The organism is Lactobacillus amylolyticus, from assembly GCF_003999355.1.
GTDB lineage: Bacteria > Bacillota > Bacilli > Lactobacillales > Lactobacillaceae > Lactobacillus > Lactobacillus amylolyticus.
The window spans coordinates 330,271-346,727 of the sequence record NZ_CP031835.1 but is presented as its reverse complement, the minus strand read 5'-3'; the positions used below and the strand labels follow the sequence as shown (position 1 = coordinate 346,727).

Here is a 16,457-nt window from a genome sequence, read left to right as displayed (position 1 = left end):
CTTACCCTCTAGTGTAACAGACAATCGCCTTTTTTATAAAGTTGAAAACAGATTAGTTTCACGATAAGTTTCTTGTTCCAAATTGGTAGCCGAGATACCGAGCAGCCGAATTCCTTGATCTAAAAATTCCGGCAAAGTCTCAAATAATGACTTTGCCTCACTATAAATCAACTGTTCATCCTGCGTCTTTTGCCGCAGCATGCGTCGCCGGGTAACCGTATGAAAATCGGTATTGCGCAATTTTAAGACGATGCAATTGGTTTGCAGATTTTTTTCTTTAAGCATCTGACTGACATCTCGTGCATAATTTCTTAATAAAGTCAGCGCTTGCTGCTGGTCAAAAATGCTAGGCTCAAACGTCCTTTCCTTGCCAATCGACTTCCGTTGTCTCTTGGCTTCAACCGGACTTAAGTCTATGCCACGTGAATGCATCGCTAATACGTAACCCATCTTTTTAAAATGATCAATTAAAAATTTGACGCTTTTTTGCTGCAAATCGGCACCAGTATTGATCCCCATTTCTCTTAAAACGGCCTGCATCTTTTTCCCGACTCCAGGGAACTTCTTGATATCCTGCTGTGCTAAAAAGGATTGGGCTTCACTGGGCAAAATGACTGTTTTTCCAAATGGTTTGGCATATTCAGAACCCATTTTTGCCAAAAACTTATTATAGGTCACGCCATATGAACAAGTTAAACCGGTCGTGCGATATACTTTTTGCTGCATGTAATTGCCTAACTGAATTGAAGAGTAATCGCCTAGTTTATTTTTCGTAACATCAAGATATGCCTCATCTAAAGAAACGGGCTCAATGATATCTGTTACTTCGTGCATAATGGCATGGACTTGATTAGAAACCGCATGATACTTGTCAAAATTGGGCGGAATAAAGACTAATTTATCTGCTGGAATAAGCTGCACTGCTTTAATTGCCGGCATAGCACTGCCAACGCCATATTTGCGCGCGATATAATTTGCAGTCGTAATCACGCCATGACCATTGAAATCCCGCGGATCATGAGCAACAACTACTGCCTTATTTTTTAATTCGGGATGATCCCGCATTTCCACTGAAGCGTAAAAAGCATCCATATCCAGATGAATAATCCGGCGATGGATGTCGTTTTTAGGTAATAAATTCTCGTTATTATTCATAAATCCAATGTTCAGTTGGAGATTCAAAAATATGGTTGCTTTCAGTTGGCCCCATCCGATATGGTGCGTATTGGACGATATCTGGGTTGCCAGCTTCGTTTTCCTTTTGCCAAGCATCTTCTATTGCATCAATGAACATCCAGTAACGTTTTAATTCGCTCCAGTGGGTAAAGTTAGTGGAATCATTGACAAAAACATCATGGAGAAGGCGTTCATAACCATCTGGCACTTCTGCTAATTCAGACTTAGAGAAAGTGTAGTCAAGATTTTCTCTTCTAATTCCTTCTTCACTAATCTTTTTACCGTTGATGGTAATAAAAATTCGACTTTTTGGATCAATTTCAATCGTAATATTGTTGGAATAAGCTTGACCATATGGAGTGTTGATATGCTTTAGCACTATGTCAATTCGGTTCTTCTTTTCTTTGAATTTCTTACCAGTTCTGAAGTAAATTGGAACATCGGCAATTGGTCCTCTTTCAAACTTAACCTTTCCTGCGACATATGTTTCAGTTAAAGAATTAGGATTTACCTTCGGTTCTTTCTTATAAGCAAAGGTGGTGTCACTACCAGCATATTGGCCTCGAACGAAGTCCTTTTTTACTTGTTCAGCATTTGGAATAATCAAGCTTTCCAACAATTCTTGCTTTGCCTTGTGAATGGCTTCTGAAGAAATATTCTCTGGTTCTGGCATTGCCAATAAGGTAATGATTTGGAAAATATGATTTTGCACCATATCACGCAAAGCACCTGAGGTTTCATAATATTCACCACGAGCTTCAACACCGAGTCTTTCAGCAAAAGTAACTTGAATATTCTTGAGATTGCCTTTGTTCCAAATATTCTTAATCAATGGATTGGTAAAACGCATTGGCAAAATATTTTGAATCATTTCCTTGCCAAGGTAATGATCGATCCTAAAGATTTCATTTTCAGAAAATGAAGCGGTAATTTGCTTATTTAATTCTTCAGCACTCTTAAGATCACGGCCAAATGGCTTTTCAACAACAATCCGGTTAAAGCCGCTGCCAGTCAAATGCTGATCGTCAATATGGGTGGCAATTGTTCCGAAGAATCTTGGTGCCATGGCCATGTAGAACAAGCGATTTCCTTGGGCACTGTAACGATCGTCCAGTTCTTGAGCCAATTCTTTTAAAGTAACATAGTGTTCAACATTAGTTACATCATGAGATTGATAGTAAAAATGACTTGTAAAGTCTTTGACATCATTTTCATCAACTTCAGTATGAGTTTCATGAATTGCATCGCTTACTTGTCCACGTAAGTATTCATGCGACCAAGGACGACGTGCAGTTCCAATAACAGCAAAATTGTCGTGAATCAAGCCTTGTTCATAAAGATTGAATAATGCAGGATAAAGCTTACGGTGTGCCAAGTCACCACTACCACCGAAAATAATCATGACAACTGGAATATTTTTCATTTTGTACCTCCACTTCATAGTCAACACATTTATTTTACAACAAGGAATTTTTTAGCAAAATAAAAAACGCCTTTCAAAGGCGCTTTTATTCATAAAATTATCTTATGATTAATCTTTCTTTTCTTCTGAATTGTCATCTGCTGGCTTTTCAGTTTCAGGCTTTGCTTCAGGTTCTTCCTTAGTTTCAGTCTTTTCTGCTGATTTTTCTTCTGCAGGAGCTTCTGACTTTTCAGTTTCAGCTGATGCTGGCTTTTCTGCTGCGGCTGGCAAAACTTGACGAATAGCCATTCTGCTGAAAGTCAAGTAGATACCATCAGCGTCAATAACAACAGTATTGTCTTTGCCATTGATTGAATCAACTTTTCCGTGCAAGCCGTCAACTAAAACAACACGGTCGCCCTTCTTCAATTGATCCATCATTTGCATTCTCTTTTGTTGTTGCTTCTTTTGCGGGCGAATCATGCCAAAGTACATGAATCCGATCAAAATAACGAAAACAACAATCATCATAATATTGCTGCTGCCACCTTGAGCATTAGCCAAAAATAAAGTATTCAAATTTTTCACCTCATAAAAATATCAATGTTAATGTCAATTACTTTTATTATACAAAAAGCAGACCTAAGATGCACTCTAATCTGTCTTATTCTTCATTTGGATTAGGTAATCCTAATTGAGCATAAGCTTTGTCAGTTGCCATTCGACCACGCGGCGTTAATAAAATAAAGCCATGCTGCAGCAAATATGGTTCATACAAAGATTCAATCGTATCAATATCTTCACCGACACTTGCTGCTAAAGTTCTGATGCCAACAGGGCCGCCACCATAGCCTTCGATCATCGTACGCAAAAGTTTGCGGTCAGTCAGATCCAGTCCTTCATCGTCAACCTGCAATTGCTTCAAAGCATGCTCCGTTGTCTTTAAAGAAATGGTATCTTCACCTTTAACTTCGGCGAAATCACGCACCCGTTTTAACAAACGGTTGGCCACTCGTGGCGTTCCCCGAGACCGACGAGCCAATTCATGAGCTGCTTCAGGAGCAATAGAAGTATGAAAGACATCGCCGGATCGTTGAATAATCTGCTCTAACTCATTTACAGTGTAATATTGCATATGCTCAACAATACCGAAACGATCACGTAGCGGCGCTGAAAGCTGTCCCGCCAAAGTAGTTGCCCCAATTAAGGTAAATGGAGGAAGTGGAACATGAACGGCATGCGTCGTTTCTCCCTCACCGATCATAATATCGACATAGAAATCTTCCATAGCAGAATAAAGTACTTCTTCAATCGGTTTAGGCAAACGGTGAATTTCATCAATAAACAAAACATCGCCAGGATCCAGTTCTGATAAAAGTGCCACCAAATCACCGGCTTTTTCAATCGCTGGCCCAGATGTACTTTTAAGATGAACGCCTAACTCATGCGCAATGACAAAAGCCAATGTAGTTTTACCAAGACCTGGTGGGCCATAAAGCAAAACATGATCTAATGCTTCATCCCTTTGTCTGGCTGCCTTGATATAAACTGCCATTTCTTTTTTTACTCGTGCTTGTCCCAAATATTGATCCAAACTTTGCGGACGCAGCGACATTTCAACTTGTTCTTCTTCCGCATCTTGCGCTTCACTTAAAGTTATCGCGTCTTCCTTGTCTACCACAAAATTCACTTCCTCACTTTTTTACAAACTAATGTTCATTATAACATTACTTCTTTAATAAAAGGGCCAATCCCTTCTTAATATATTTATCTGCACTATCGGTATCAATTTTTTCCAGTTTCGGAGTAATGCGATTGACCTCTTTTTGAGTGTAGCCTAAGGCAATCAAAGCTAATAAGGCATCGTGCAATTCTGGTGAAATCTCTTCATTATCGGCAACCGTCCGATCCAAACGATTAACATAATCGCCTAACTTTCCTTTCAAATCAAGCACAATTTGGGAAGCCGTCTTTTTGCCCACGCCCGGAAAACGCGTCAAATACTTAACTTCACCCTGCTCAATTGCTTCAGCCAAGGAGTCGCTGTCTTCAGCCGCCATGATAGCTAAAGCAGACTTGGGACCAATTCCGCTGACACTCAACAATTTCAGGAAAAGACCTTTAGCATTTTTGTCTTGAAAACCATAAAGAGTAAAGCCATTGTTATCTGAGAAATTCTGCTCAACATAAACTTTAGCCTTTTGCCCTTGATGATAAGCAAAAGGAGTCGGACTGAAAACTTTATAGCCAACGCCATTAACATCAACGACGATATAGCTTGGCGAAATTTCAGCAATCGTTCCATCTAAATATTCAAACATCTTTTATTCATCCTTTTTAAACATCTTCCGCAAGTCATTTTGACTTATTCTTACTAAAACAACTTTGCCATCGGCATCATGATATGGATCACTGCTCTTGCGCAAATCCGCTAGAAGACTGACATTTTCTCCAGCCGATAAATCAACATGACCGGTAATTTCTTTTCGAGCCTGCAAAGCAGCAATTTTAGCAAACAAGGTCGTTTCAGTCTGGTGTGCGAACGTTAAATAGCTATCCAAAATTTTTCTAACTGAGCCTTCAACATCACCATGAATCCATGTTGGATAGGAGCGCATAATAAAACTGTCTTGACCAAAATCTTCCAGAAAAATTCCGATTTTTTTAATCTCGTCAATTTTGCTTTTTATCTGTAAAAAGTCCAAGTTGCCAAATTCAAGAACCAAAGGCGTTAATAAACCTTGCTGCACAATCTTTTTTTCAAGCAGTGTCTGATAAATTTTTTCATAAGTTAAACGGCGCCGTGCTGCTAACTGATCAATCAAAAACAGATCACCATTATCTTCAGCAATAATATAGGTTTTAGTTTGACCCAAATATTGCAGTTCTGGCAAACTGGTAGCCAGCGTTTCATCCCCAGTTGAAATAACTTCCTTGTCAGACTTGCCTTTGCCAAAGGGCGTTAATTGTGTTTGTTTGGCAATATTGTCTGCCCATGTCGTGGTAATTACGTAACGATCATCCTCACGTGGAATACTTAAATCCACGTATTTCGTCTTAGCCTTTTTAGGTGTTAATTCAGTTGGCGTTACTTTTTCATGAATTTCTGGTGTTGGTTGCCTAGTGGTATTAACCACGTTCTGGTTTAAATTAAACTTTAATTGATCAACCAGGGTCTCCTGCCGATTAGTTTTTAAATTGGCAAAAGCATCGCTTTGTTCGGGATGACTGATTAAGTTATCGCTAATAGCGGCCGTGATCAAACGGCTTAGTTCTTTTTCTTTAGACAATCTTACTTCTTGCTTAGTTGGGTGAACATTGACATCAACTAATAAAGGATCGACCTTAATTGCAACCACCACAACTGGATAATGACGTGCAGTTAATTTGGAACCATATCCTTCCATAATCGCCGTGTTCAGGCGAAAGTTCCGAATATAGCGACCATTAAGCAAAATGGAAATAAAATTGCGGGTTGAACGCGTCAATTCAGGACGAGACATTAAACCCGAAACCTGAAAATCACTGTCTGCATTTTTAAAGGGAATCATCTTTTCAGCAATATGGCGACCGTAAACATTAGCTACGGTTTGGGCTAAGTTGCCATTACCCGGCGTTCTCAATAATACTTTGCCGGCATTAGACAAAGTAAAAGAAATTTGCGGATAGCCTAGCGAAATGCGGTTGACAATATCGACAATTTTCATCATCTCAGTTCGCGGACTACGCAAGTATTTCAACCGCGCCGGGGTATTGAAGAACAAATCTTTAACTGTTATCTTTGTTCCTTTTCTTGCAGCTGCATCTTCTTCAGTCTTTTTATTTCCGCCCACAAAAACTGCTTTAGTACCAATCTCATCAGCAGCTGCCGTAATCATTTCAACATGAGCAACCGCAGATATAGAAGCTAGAGCTTCTCCTCTGAAGCCTAATGTAGAAACGTTAAAAAGATCACGCTCATTATTGATTTTGCTAGTTGCATGGCGAGTAAATGCCAAATCAATCTGATCGCGTGCAATTCCTGTACCATTATCCTGAACAACGATTTGCTTTAAACCGGCATCCATAAAATCAATTCTGATTCTGCTTGCACCAGCATCAATTGAATTTTCAACCAATTCCTTAACAACACTAGCCGGTCGCTCAATAACTTCTCCGGCGGCAATTTGATTAGTTAGGGCCTCGGATAATTCATGAATTTTAGGCATTTTACTCGTCATCCTTTAAATCTTGTTGCCAATCAGCAACCATTTGCATTATTTGCAGTGGTGTCTTGTCTGCTAAATAAAGGTTAGAAATTTGATCCAGCACATCTTTTTCAGCATTTGAAACTGTTTCTGCTTCATCGTCAGTTGTCTCTTCTGCTTCTGGAGCATTTTCCATAAACAAATTCAGCTGTTCACTGGCTGGTCCCAATTCGCTTGCACCCTGTGCTTCAAGTCGTTTAAGCAATTTAGTTGCTTCACGCAAAACGCGATGCGGCAAGCCAGCAAGTTGAGCAACGTGAATCCCATAACTCTGATCGGCTGGGCCAGGTAAGATCTTGTGCAGAAAAATCAATTTGCCATTTTCTTCAGTTGCTCCAACATGAATATTCTTCAAGTGATGCAATGTCTTGTCTAAATCAGTCAATTCATGGTAGTGCGTGGCAAATAAAGTTTTCGCACCGACTTTATCATGCAGGTATTTAACAATGGCGCCAGCTAAAGCCATTCCATCATAAGTGGCTGTTCCACGACCAATTTCATCAAATAGTACCAAACTACGTTTGGTAGCATATTGCAGTGCTTCATTTGCTTCACTCATTTCCACCATGAAAGTACTCTTACCAGAAATCAGATCATCGGCCGCACCGATTCGCGTAAAGATTTGGTCAAAAATTGGCAAGTCTGCACTGTCAGCTGGCACAAAGCTGCCCACTTGCGCCATAATCGCAATTAATGCCATTTGTCGCATATAGGTACTTTTACCAGACATATTTGGACCAGTAATCAAATAAATATCCGTATCGTCGGCCATTTTGACATCATTAGGGATGTAGGAACCAGCCGTCATTACCTTTTCTACAACTGGGTGGCGGCCACCAACGACGTCGATATTCTGGTTGGCACTGTGAAAGCTTGGGCGACAATAATTATTTTCTTCTGCAACGGTAGCAAAGCCTGTATAAACATCTAAAGCAGCCAATTGATTGCCCAATTTTTGCAGAGCTGGAATATACTTTTTAACTTCTTCACGCAATTTAACGAACAAATCATATTCCAAATCAGTTGAACGAGTCTGCGCCTCCATGATGAGGTTTTCATGTTCTTTCAATTCAGGCGTGATATAACGTTCGGCATTAGTCAGCGTCTGCTTGCGCGTATAACGATCCAAGGGGACTTTGCTCTTATTGCCATTAGAAACTTGAATATAGTAGCCAAATACTTTGTTATAGCCTACCTTCAAGTTCTCAATTCCGGTTTTTTCTCGTTCATCAGCTTCCATTTGTGCCAGCCACTTTTTACCGTTGTTCATCGCATCACGGTAACGATCAAGCTGAGCATCTACGCCATCCTGAATTAAGCCGCCTTCTGTTGTTAAAATTGGCGGATCCTTAACTAAAGTAGTTGATATTAATTCAGCAACACCTTTGAGTGGATCAATTTTATCGGCAAAATCTTTTAATTCTGTACTGTCTGATTGCTTTAAAGCATCTAAAATCACTGGTACAGCTTGCAAGGAACGTGATAATTGCAAAAGTTCACGAGCATTGACATTGCCAAAAGCAATCCGTCCGGTCAATCGTTCAAGGTCATAAACGCCTTTTAAAGCATCAATAACATTTTCTCGGGTAAAGTAGTTGTCTAACAAGGATTGAACCATCTCTTGCCGCTTATTGATTTCTTCAATTGAAAGAAGCGGACGCGATAGCCACCGCTTAAGCAAACGACCACCCATTGCCGTATGAGTTTTATCCAGCACCCAGAAGAGCGAACCCATCTTTTTACCGGTTTTTGCAGAAGAAATTAATTCTAGATTATTCTGCACAGTATGCGACATTTGCAGATATTGATTTACTTCATAGCTTTTTGCAATCTGTAAGTGGGCCAGGCTGCGTTTTTGTGTTGTTAATAAATAACCTACTAATTGTTCAGCTGCCTGTCTTTCTGCATGATTCTTTAAGTTTTGTTCAACGTATGAAATTTCGGCATGTTCGCCTTCAAGCGGCGTTGGTTTAGAAACTGTGATATTTGCCTTGTGCATAAAATCTTGATTTTGTGCCGTTAATGGTCCGTTATACACAACTTCACGCGTTCTTAAAGATAAAAGTTCGTTTGAAACTGCTGCAAAATCTTTTAAGTGGGTAGTATAAATCTCACCTGTGGACAAATCACTATAGGCTAAACCAAATCCACTATTGGTCGTCACTACAGAAGTTAAGTAATTAGACTCTTTTGCCTCATTAGGTCCTTCAGCCATCATAGTACCGGGCGTAACCAACTGAATGATCCCTCGCTTCACCATGCCCTTGGCCTTTTTCGGATCTTCTAGTTGTTCACAAAGTGCAACTTTGTAGCCTTTTTCAACTAAAGTATTCACATATGAATCCACAGCTAAGTGAGGCACACCTGCCATTGGAATTGGATTTTTAGTTTTATTAGAACGGTGAGTCAAGGTTAACTCAAGAATCTGCGCACCTTTGACTGCATCGTCTTCAAATAATTCATAGAAGTCGCCGACGCGATAAAAAAGGAAGGCATCGGGATATTGCTTTTTTATGTCATAATATTGCTCCATCATAGGAGTAGTACTGCTTTTAGCCAAATGAAATTCCTCTTTCTTTTTAGCTCTTTTTCACTGTTAACTATTATACGCTAAAGATGTGGACAAAAGAAAAAAGACCGCAAATGCGATCTTTTTTCTATGTGTATAACTTTTATTGCAATGTTTTAAATTATATTCTCAAACATAAATGTTTGAGAATTGAATCTCTAAGCGCTAAAACGCTAAGAGATGAACTAGATCATTTCATGATCTAGAAATGTATCCGTAAGCGCTAAAGCGCTAACGGCTACATTCCCATATCTGGAGCTGGAGATTGTGGCTTATCTTCAGGAATATCAGCTACAACAGCTTCAGTAGTAAGAAGAAGTGCAGCAATAGATGCAGCGTTTTGAAGGGCTGTACGAGTTACCTTAGTTGGGTCGATAATACCGGCATCAACCATGTTCTCCCACTTGTCAGTAGCAGCGTTGTAACCAACTTCATTGTCTTGGTGTTCAAGCTTGTCTAAGATTACTGAGCCATCTTTACCAGCGTTTTCAGCAATTTGACGAACTGGTGCACTCAAAGCTCTAAGAACAATGTTGATACCAGTTTGTTCATCAGTGGTTTCACCCTTAACTTCACGAACAGCCTTTTCAACATTTACTAAAGCTGTACCACCACCAGCAACGTAACCTTCGTCAACGGCAGCACGAGTTGAGTTCAAGGCATCTTCAATTCTGTAACGACGTTCCTTAAGTTCAGTTTCAGTAGCAGCACCAACGTGGATAACAGCTACACCACCAGTTAATTTAGCAAGACGTTCTTGCAACTTCTTCTTGTCGAAGTCTGAAGTTGAGTCTTCAATTTGCTTTCTGATAGTGTCAACACGTTCGTCAATGGCTTCCTTTGAACCAGCACCGTCAACAATAGTAGTTGAGTCCTTGGTTACAGTGATACGACGAGCTTGACCTAATTGATCAATCTTGGTGTCCTTAAGTTCAAGGCCAAGGTCTTCAGTGATTACAGTACCACCAGTTAAAGCAGCGATATCTTGTAATTGAGCCTTACGACGGTCACCAAAGCCAGGTGCCTTAACAGCAACAACGTTGAAAGTACCACGGATCTTGTTCAAAACAAGAGTTGGAAGAGCTTCACCAGTTACATCGTCAGCAATGATCAACAATGACTTGCCTTGTTTAACAATTTCTTGAAGTAATGGCAAGATGTCTTGAATGTTTGAAATCTTCTTGTCAGTGATCAAGATGTATGGATTATCAAGGTCTGCTTCCATCTTGTCGTTGTCAGTTACCATGTATTGTGATAAGTAACCACGGTCAAATTGCATACCTTCAACTACTGAAAGCTCAGTGTTGATACCACGTGAGTCTTCAATAGTGATAACACCATCGTGACCAACCTTTTCCATAGCATCAGCGATCAAAGCACCAACTTCTTTAGAAGCTGATGAAACAGCAGCAACGTTAGCAATTTGATCCTTTGATTCAACCTTGTGGCTGATCTTGTGAAGTTCATCAACAGCTGCCTTAGTTGCCTTTTCAATACCGCGACGAATACCAACTGGGTTAGCACCAGCAGTAACGTTCTTCATACCTTCACGAACGATAGCTTGAGTCAAAACGGTAGCAGTAGTAGTACCGTCACCTGCGATGTCGTTAGTCTTTTGAGCTGCTTCGGCAACTAACTTAGCACCCATGTTTTCGTAGTGGTCTTTTAATTCAATTGACTTAGCAATAGTAACACCATCGTTAGTGATGTCTGGGTTACCGTAACTTTGTTCCAAAACAACGTTTCTACCCTTAGGACCAATAGTAGTCTTAACAGTATCAGCTAACTTATCAACGCCCTTTAAGAGTGAACGTCTTGCGTTTTCTGAGAATTTAATATCTTTAGCCATAGATTAGCTCCTCCTTATCTCGATTTATTTTAAAAGATTTGACTTAGATAATTACTTAACGATTGCTAAAATATCTCTTTCGTGAAGGACTAAGTACTTTTCACCTTCATATTTAACATTAGTGCCAGAGTACTTATCGTATAAAACTACGTCGCCCTTCTTAACTGTCATTGGCAGCTTTTCGCCATTTTCAGCATAAGCGCCGTTGCCAACTGCAACAACTTCACCTTCAGTTGGCTTTTCCTTAGCATTGGAAGCAAGGACAATGCCTCCAACAGTCTTTTCTTCTTCTTCTTTAACTTTTACGATCACGCGATCACCGATTGGTTCTAACACGTTTGTCCCTCCTATAATCTTAGTTTTTTAATTTTTATTATCATATTTGTTAATTAGCACTCGTATTTACCAAGTGCTAGCTTACAAATATGATAATAACGTGTTTTCAATAAAAAAGCAAGAAAAAATTAGCACTTTTTATAAAAGAGTGCTAATTTTACTTTTTCTTTATTTTTCTAGAGGAGTATAAGATTTTTTAATTATGAGCAGTAACAGCGATTAATTTATCACCATGCTTAACGCCTGCATCGCTAATTCTTTGAACGTTAGCATAGTTGGCAGTATTAGTAATAATTTCCATTACTGTTGTATCATAGCCAGCCTTCTTGACGGCTTCAAGGTCAACCGTACCCAACTTGTCTCCTTTGTTAATACGTTGTCCTTGCTTAACAAAGCTTTCAAAGTGCTGACCCTTTAAGTTAACTGTATCAAGACCGATATGAATCAATACTTCAGCACCTTTATCAGATTTAATGCCATAAGCGTGCTTGGTCTCATAAGCAATAGTAACAGTACCTGTCACTGGTGCGTAAATCGTGCCATCACTAGGAACGATTGCTGCACCGTCACCCATTAATTTAGCGGAAAATACTTTATCGTTTACTTTAGTTAAGCTTTCAGGCTGTCCATCTACCGCAGCCGCAATAACTTCATCCTTTAAGCTTAATTGTTCTTTAGATACCTTTTCGGCTTTTTGATTATCTTCAGCAATTGAAGTTGCATCATTAACTGGAACATCTTGACTAGCAACTTCTTCCTTCAAATGACCTTTACCGTAAACATAAGTCAAAATAAAGGCAATGACAAAACTAATTGCAACGGAAACAACCCACATTGGAATCGTCTTTGGATAAATTGAAAGGAAGCCCAGGAAGCCGGCTGAACCTAAAGCAGCAGCAGTAACATGCATCAAGCCCGCAAAGGTAGCAGCAACACCAGAACCGATTAAAGCACAGAAGAATGGGAATTTGTACTTCAAGTTAACACCGAAAAGTGCAGGTTCAGTAATACCAAGAAGTGCAGAAACACCAGCTGATGAAGAAAGGCCCTTCATCTTTTTGTTCTTAGTTAAGAAGTAAACTGCGAAAGTAGCGGCACCTTGAGCTACATTGGCCATACATGCGGTAACGAAGATAAAGTCACCAGAGCTTGCACCGTGAGTTTGAGCAAATTTAGCCAAAAGCTGAGTTTCAACAGCTGGGAAGCTTTGGTGCAAACCAGTAGTAACAATTGCTGAGTAAGTTAAACCAAAGACACCCATTCCGAAGGCACCAGTTGTATTGTAGAGCCATACGATGGCATTAGTAATCGCATCAGATACGCCTTTAAAGACAGGACCGATGATCGTGTAAGTAAGAAAACCGGTAATCATCAATGACAGAAGTGGTGTGAAAGTAAAGTCAACGGCTGATGGCAGCCACTTGTGCAATCTCTTTTCCAGAATAGAAAGTACCCAAACAGCAACCAATACTGGAATAACTTGATATTGGTAGTTGATTTGAGCAACATGCCAACCCCATAAGTCCCAGAACTTAGTTGCACCGCCTAAGTTAGGCGTGGTCATAATCATACCGACGGCTGTACCTAATAATTGGTTAGCACCAAATCTCTTGGCTGCCGACATACCAACCAAAATTGGCATAAAGATAAATGGCGCAGCGGACATGATTTGAATCATACTTGAAAGTCCGGCAATACTTGGTACCATTTGAACAACTGACTTGGAGCCAAACAAACCTGGCGAAGTCAAGAAGTTGTTCAATGCCATAAGCAAACCACCAGCAACTAAAGCTGGAATAATTGGAACAAAGATATCAGACAAGAGTTTAATGAAGCCCATTACTGGGTTCTTCTTTTGACCCTTGGCAGCAACCTTCTTTAAATCATCAGTTGATAGTTCTTTCAAGCCAGTAATTTTGATTAATTCATCATAGACGTCATTAACGTCCCCTGGCCCAATAATTACCTGATATTGACCATTAGTCTTAAATGTTCCTTTAACATCAGGATCATTATCTAAGGCCTTTTGGTCAATTTTTGAATCATCCTTTAAAACCAAACGCAAACGAGTAGCACAATGCGCAGCGGCAATGATGTTATCTTGATGAACATCTTTGATAACTCGTTCTGCTACTTTCCTGTGATCCATAACTTTCCTCCCTCAAAATTATGTAAACGCTTTATCTTTAAAGTCATTAAATTATGATATCGCATTCTAAAAATATGTCAATCGTTTATCATATATTTTCATCTTTTTTTGCTATGATATTGTATAAGCATTGATTCTTTAGCAATCAGCTTAGCTGATAATCGTTTGACACAGCTTACTGTTTTTAATAAAATAATCTTAAAAAGATACCGCTTTCATGGAGGATATTATTATGGAATGGACTCGAGAAAAACGTTACTTGCCTTATAATCAGTGGAGCGCTGAAAAACTATTGGATTTGCAAGCAAAAGCAGCCAATTCGCCTGCACAGATGCATTATCACTTGCATCCCATCTCAGGATTAGTCAACGATCCGAATGGCTTTTCTTATTTTAATGGCGAATATCACCTTTTTTACCAATCCTATCCTTTTGGAGCCGTTCATGGTTTGAAATCATGGTGGCACTTCAAGTCTTCAGATTTAGTTCACTGGGAAAATTTGGGCTTGGCAGTTAAACCTGACTGTAAAGCCGATTCTCATGGGGCTTATTCTGGTTCTGCAATGCAAATTGGCGATCGTCTTTTCTTAATGTATACTGGAAACCACCGCGATGAAAACTGGATAAGAACGCCATATCAAATTGGAGCCTGGATGGATAAAAATGGCAATGTCAGTGATAAGCATGTTTTATTCGAAAAACCAGCAAACATCACTGAGCATTTCCGTGATCCACAAATTATTAAGAAGAACGGACATTATTATGCACTTTTAGGTGCACAGGATCAGGCAGAAAAACATGGACACATTGATGTTTGGAAATCTGACAATTTAACTGATTGGCACGAGTTAGGATTTTTGCATTTTACTGATCAAACAATGGGCTATATGATCGAATGTCCAAACATCGTCAACGTTGACGGCAAAACTGTCGCCATTTTCTGTCCTCAAGGACTCGATCAACAAGTCGCAAACTACCGCAATATTTATCCAAACATGTACGTAATTGCCGACCAAGCTGATTTTGAAAAAACGCAATTAATCAATCCTGGTAAATTGCACAATCTCGACGAAGGCTTTGATGTTTATGCCAGTCAAGCATTTAATGCACCAAATGGTAAAGCTTATGTTATCAGCTGGGTAGGCTTGCCCGACACAACTTATCCAACCGATAATGAAGAATGGGCCAACTGCTTGAGTCAAGTTAAAGAACTCTCCATTAAAGATGGCAAACTGTTACAGCAGCCTGTTTCTTCAATTAAAAGTTTGCGCGGTCAAGAGGAACAAACCAACTCACAATTAATTAAAGAAAAAACCAACGGACAATATGAATTAGCAATGACCATTAAAGCTGGTCAAAATGGTAAACTTTATTTAGCAGCAAGCGACGATTTAAGTCAGAATGTCACTCTCAGTTTTGATACTGCCAAAGGCTCATTAACTTTAGATCGTTCACATAACGCTCAATCCGTTTCAGAAAAATATGGTCAAACACGTAGCATTTTGCTAAAGCAGGATGCTGATCTTAAACTAGACATTTTTGTTGACCATTCTTTAATCGAAGTATTTGTTAACGATGGTGAACATGTTTTAACCGGAAGATTCTTTAATGATCCTGACAAGCAAAAAATTTGTTTCGATCACAAGATTGACTACACAGGCCAATTCTGGAAAATGAAAACCATCCTTTTTAAAGTAAAGGCGATCAAAAATGGCAGTAAAACTCACCGATGTAGCTAAAAAGGCCGGAGTTTCTGCAACCACAGTTTCGCGTGTAATTAATAATTACGGATATTTAAGCGAAGCAACAAAGAAAAAAGTATTCGCAGCTATGCGTGAATTAAATTACCAGCCCAATTCCTTGGCTCGCTCTTTGCAAGGCAAAAAGATGAAGCTAATCGGCGTAATTTTTCCAAGCATTGCTAACCCATTTTTTGCGGAATTGATTCAAGATATCGAAGCTGAACTTTTTAAAAAGAACTATAAAATTATCCTTTGCAATGCCGGTAAGGATAAAGAAAAAGAACGTGAATACATTAAGATGCTGTTAGCTAACCAAGTTGATGGCATTATCGCTGGTGCCCACAATTTAGGAATTGATGAATATCAACGCTTAGGTTTGCCAATTGTTTCTTTTGATCGCGAGCTTTCCGATAATATTCCGATCGTTAGCTGCGATAACTATCAAGGAATTCAATTGGCTGTACATGATTTGATTCAAGCCGGCTGCACAAATATTTATTTCCTGGGAAACAAATTAACTAAAGGCAATCCAACGGACAAACGTCTAAAGGCTTATTTGGATACGATTAAATCATTAAAAATGACGCCTCATCTTTGTTCAGTAGCATTTTCCGATTCTCCTGTTTTAAAAAAGATGACAATCCATAAAATGCTGACGCATGATCATCCGGATGGCGTAGTTTGTACAGATGATCTAACGGCAATTTTGGTTTTGCAAGAAGCAGTCGAGCTAGGTATCCAGGTACCAAAGGATTTAAAGGTGACTGGTTTTGATGGGACAAAAGAAATTCAAACTTATCATTCCGAATTATCTACAATTGCTCAACCGATTTCGGACATGGCTATCCTGCTTGTTAAATTATTGCTAGAACGCATTAATGATCCACAAAAACCACTTAGCCAGCACCAGTATCAACTACCCGTTCGCTTAATTAAAAGTAAAACCACAGCATAAGAAAAACTTCTTAGCATCGCTAAGAAGTTTTTT

12 protein-coding genes are annotated in these 16,457 nt (G+C 39.4%); 2 read left to right on the top strand and 10 right to left on the bottom strand.

Features of this window, described 5'->3' with window-relative positions; genetic code table 11:
- Positions 1 to 33: 33 nt before the first annotated feature.
- The 10 genes from dinB to D0Z64_RS01780 all read right to left on the bottom strand — a co-directional run bounded on the left by dinB (position 34) and on the right by D0Z64_RS01780 (position 13,728).
- Entirely contained in the window at positions 34 to 1,155 is a 1,122-nt protein-coding gene (gene dinB, locus D0Z64_RS01825; RefSeq protein ID WP_080881189.1) for a DNA polymerase IV, read from the bottom strand.
- On the bottom strand, positions 1,148 to 2,599 hold the full coding sequence (zwf, locus tag D0Z64_RS01820) for a glucose-6-phosphate dehydrogenase (protein WP_080881188.1): 1,452 nt from the start codon (positions 2,597 to 2,599) through the stop codon (positions 1,148 to 1,150). The genes dinB and zwf overlap by 8 nt, the downstream gene beginning before the upstream one ends.
- A 108-nt stretch (positions 2,600 to 2,707) precedes the next feature.
- Positions 2,708 to 3,166 carry a preprotein translocase subunit YajC gene (gene yajC, locus D0Z64_RS01815; protein WP_006352132.1) on the bottom strand — a complete coding sequence of 153 codons (459 nt, stop codon included), beginning with the start codon at positions 3,164 to 3,166 and terminating at the stop codon, positions 2,708 to 2,710.
- Positions 3,167 to 3,242: 76 nt separating this feature from the next.
- Entirely contained in the window at positions 3,243 to 4,193 is a 951-nt protein-coding gene (gene ruvB / locus D0Z64_RS01810; RefSeq protein WP_236692627.1) for a Holliday junction branch migration DNA helicase RuvB, read from the bottom strand.
- A 112-nt stretch (positions 4,194 to 4,305) separates the two neighbouring features.
- The gene (gene ruvA, locus D0Z64_RS01805; RefSeq protein ID WP_006352134.1) at positions 4,306 to 4,899 is read right to left on the bottom strand and encodes a Holliday junction branch migration protein RuvA; all 594 of its coding nucleotides are present in this window, start codon (positions 4,897 to 4,899) and stop codon (positions 4,306 to 4,308) included.
- A 3-nt stretch (positions 4,900 to 4,902) separates the two neighbouring features.
- Positions 4,903 to 6,786, bottom strand: coding sequence for a DNA mismatch repair endonuclease MutL (mutL, locus tag D0Z64_RS01800; protein WP_080881187.1), 1,884 nt, complete (start codon positions 6,784 to 6,786; stop codon positions 4,903 to 4,905).
- Between the two features lies 1 nt (position 6,787).
- Positions 6,788 to 9,361, bottom strand: a complete 2,574-nt coding sequence (gene mutS, locus D0Z64_RS01795; protein WP_127345830.1) for a DNA mismatch repair protein MutS — start codon at positions 9,359 to 9,361, stop codon at positions 6,788 to 6,790.
- 271 nt (positions 9,362 to 9,632) lie between these two features.
- Positions 9,633 to 11,243: a chaperonin GroEL gene (groL, locus tag D0Z64_RS01790; protein WP_080881185.1), complete on the bottom strand. Its 1,611-nt coding sequence runs from the start codon at positions 11,241 to 11,243 to the stop codon at positions 9,633 to 9,635.
- A 51-nt stretch (positions 11,244 to 11,294) separates the two neighbouring features.
- Positions 11,295 to 11,579, bottom strand: a complete 285-nt coding sequence (groES, locus tag D0Z64_RS01785) for a co-chaperone GroES (RefSeq protein ID WP_040457224.1) — start codon at positions 11,577 to 11,579, stop codon at positions 11,295 to 11,297.
- Between the two features lie 196 nt (positions 11,580 to 11,775).
- Positions 11,776 to 13,728 carry a sucrose-specific PTS transporter subunit IIBC gene (locus tag D0Z64_RS01780; protein ID WP_080881184.1) on the bottom strand — a complete coding sequence of 651 codons (1,953 nt, stop codon included), beginning with the start codon at positions 13,726 to 13,728 and terminating at the stop codon, positions 11,776 to 11,778.
- A gap of 232 nt (positions 13,729 to 13,960) precedes the next feature.
- On the opposite strand from D0Z64_RS01780, the gene D0Z64_RS01775 reads away from it, so the two are divergent.
- Complete coding sequence (locus D0Z64_RS01775; RefSeq protein ID WP_080881183.1) at positions 13,961 to 15,466, top strand: sucrose-6-phosphate hydrolase; 1,506 nt, start codon at positions 13,961 to 13,963, stop codon at positions 15,464 to 15,466.
- Positions 15,438 to 16,424, top strand: a complete 987-nt coding sequence (locus D0Z64_RS01770) for a LacI family DNA-binding transcriptional regulator (protein WP_080881182.1) — start codon at positions 15,438 to 15,440, stop codon at positions 16,422 to 16,424. Before D0Z64_RS01775 ends, D0Z64_RS01770 begins: the two co-directional genes overlap by 29 nt.
- The last annotated feature ends 33 nt before the right edge of the window (positions 16,425 to 16,457 follow it).

Excerpts from the sequence above, each read along its gene's own strand:
- ruvA (WP_006352134.1), bottom strand. The coding sequence starts at position 4,899 with ATGTTTGAATATTTAGATGGAACGATTGCTGAAATTTCGCCAAGCTAT.
- D0Z64_RS01770 (WP_080881182.1), top strand. The coding sequence starts at position 15,438 with ATGGCAGTAAAACTCACCGATGTAGCTAAAAAGGCCGGAGTTTCTGCA.
- zwf (WP_080881188.1), bottom strand. The coding sequence starts at position 2,599 with ATGAAAAATATTCCAGTTGTCATGATTATTTTCGGTGGTAGTGGTGAC.
- mutL (WP_080881187.1), bottom strand. The coding sequence starts at position 6,786 with ATGCCTAAAATTCATGAATTATCCGAGGCCCTAACTAATCAAATTGCC.
- D0Z64_RS01775 (WP_080881183.1), top strand. The coding sequence starts at position 13,961 with ATGGAATGGACTCGAGAAAAACGTTACTTGCCTTATAATCAGTGGAGC.
- ruvB (WP_236692627.1), bottom strand. The coding sequence starts at position 4,193 with ATGTCGCTGCGTCCGCAAAGTTTGGATCAATATTTGGGACAAGCACGA.
- mutS (WP_127345830.1), bottom strand. The coding sequence starts at position 9,361 with ATGATGGAGCAATATTATGACATAAAAAAGCAATATCCCGATGCCTTC.
- dinB (WP_080881189.1), bottom strand. The coding sequence starts at position 1,155 with ATGAATAATAACGAGAATTTATTACCTAAAAACGACATCCATCGCCGG.
- D0Z64_RS01780 (WP_080881184.1), bottom strand. The coding sequence starts at position 13,728 with ATGGATCACAGGAAAGTAGCAGAACGAGTTATCAAAGATGTTCATCAA.
- groL (WP_080881185.1), bottom strand. The coding sequence starts at position 11,243 with ATGGCTAAAGATATTAAATTCTCAGAAAACGCAAGACGTTCACTCTTA.